This is a genomic window from Comamonas sp. GCA5 (assembly GCF_036541385.1).
In the GTDB taxonomy this organism is placed as follows: domain Bacteria; phylum Pseudomonadota; class Gammaproteobacteria; order Burkholderiales; family Burkholderiaceae_C; genus Comamonas; species Comamonas aquatica.
Genome location: NZ_JAZHFR010000180.1, coordinates 1 through 1,430, shown reverse-complemented (window position 1 = coordinate 1,430; position 1,430 = coordinate 1). Strand labels below are relative to the sequence as shown.

Below are 1,430 nucleotides of genomic sequence, written 5' to 3'. Positions count from 1 at the left end.
AGCAGGCCAGACAGCAGTTCTTCGGGTACGTCGTGTTTCTTGGTGTTCATAGTGTTTACGGACAGGCCGGCTTGCGCCGGCTGTTGATTGGCCGTTTACACAAAATTTTGCACACCCTCCTGGAACGTATTGACTACAGGAGCACGGCTAGCCTGTTGCGAAACGCTGGTGCTTGCTACGGCGGGTGCTTTAGAATCAGTCATGTCGATTCCTTGTTTGGTTGCTTGGTTTTTGACACTCGAAGCCCTGCCGGTTGCACCCGCCAGGGCTTCACTTTTTTCAGGCCTGCTTTTCATCTTTGGCCTCTTCTGCTTTGCGGCTTTGTTCCAGTCGCATCGTGATCTCTTTTGATAGAGACCGAAACCCGACCTTCGCTTGATCTCTTAGGTACTCCTCCAAGTCATTCGGCAGCTTTACGCTAACTGGCGGTTTGGGCTTTTTCGCATCAATGCAGCTCAAGGTCATAGAATCCTCTTAGTTCAAACAGTACCAAACCGGTACAAGATCGATCTTAGTACTTTTGGTACTTTTTGCAAGTACCTTTTAGGAACCATATGAACGAATCAGCATCAACCATTGGGGATCGGATCACACAGGCACGCATGGCACGTGGCTGGTCGCAGACTGATCTTGGGCGTGCATGTGACATGGCGCCAACACAAGTCAGTCGCTACGAATCAGGTAGAGCAGCCCCAAGACGTCAAACCATTCTCAAAATAGCTCAAGCCCTCGCGGTTGAGTATCAATGGCTAACCTCTGGTGTTGGAGCTATGGATCAATATGGCCCAGGCGCGGGCCATCCAGGTATGAAGCTATGGATTGATGGGGATTTAGCTTTACGGATTCAGACCTATGCCGCACACGCTGGGCTGACGATAGAAGAAGCATTTATAAAAATGCTGGATTTCACGCTTTCTGGCTACGAACCTGCGGGAAATATTGCTGTTTCCCCCGAGCATCAGCATGGGTCTGCTGCAGACAAGATGCGCTACGCAACGCTGTCTAAAAAAGTCAAAGTCCTTTAGCCTTATTTACGACAGCCTTTTTTCTACCTTGGTTGCCCAGGTGCTACGGAAAAACTGACAACAGATGGCTTCTCTAGATGGTCTCCGTCTCCCGGAGTAGAGAGCCCCCAAAAACCACCTGTATAGCTCCGCCTCCCGGAGCAGTAGAAGGGCCGCCTGCTCCGTCTCCCGGAGCTATCAGCGGCCTTCCTACTCCGTCAGGTGGAGTAAGGTCTCTAATTTTTCAACCACCCTTTGAGCCCCCCAGACTTCGCTTGAGTAGCCATGCGTTCAAGGGCAGCAAACGGCCAAAAGCAGTCGTTCATTCTGCAAAAAATCACCTGGTGAATGAACTCACAGGCATTGGCAGGCGGGGCTCCTCCCATCGGTAGGTCTTGCTCAAGACGTTGCGCTCAAGCGATTGGC

2 protein-coding genes are annotated in these 1,430 nt (G+C 51.3%); one reads left to right on the top strand and one right to left on the bottom strand.

The features are described from left to right. Positions 1–279 precede the first annotated feature (279 nt). Complete coding sequence (locus SJH88_RS19090) at positions 280–465, bottom strand: hypothetical protein (protein WP_154162617.1); 186 nt, start codon at positions 463–465, stop codon at positions 280–282. Between the two features lie 89 nt (positions 466–554). On the opposite strand from SJH88_RS19090, the gene SJH88_RS19085 reads away from it, so the two are divergent. Next, a complete protein-coding gene (locus SJH88_RS19085; RefSeq protein ID WP_154162616.1) occupies positions 555–1,025 on the top strand; it encodes a helix-turn-helix domain-containing protein in 471 nt (156 codons plus the stop codon). Positions 1,026–1,430 lie beyond the last annotated feature (405 nt).

Excerpts from the sequence above, each read along its gene's own strand:
- SJH88_RS19090 (WP_154162617.1), bottom strand. The coding sequence starts at position 465 with ATGACCTTGAGCTGCATTGATGCGAAAAAGCCCAAACCGCCAGTTAGC.
- SJH88_RS19085 (WP_154162616.1), top strand. The coding sequence starts at position 555 with ATGAACGAATCAGCATCAACCATTGGGGATCGGATCACACAGGCACGC.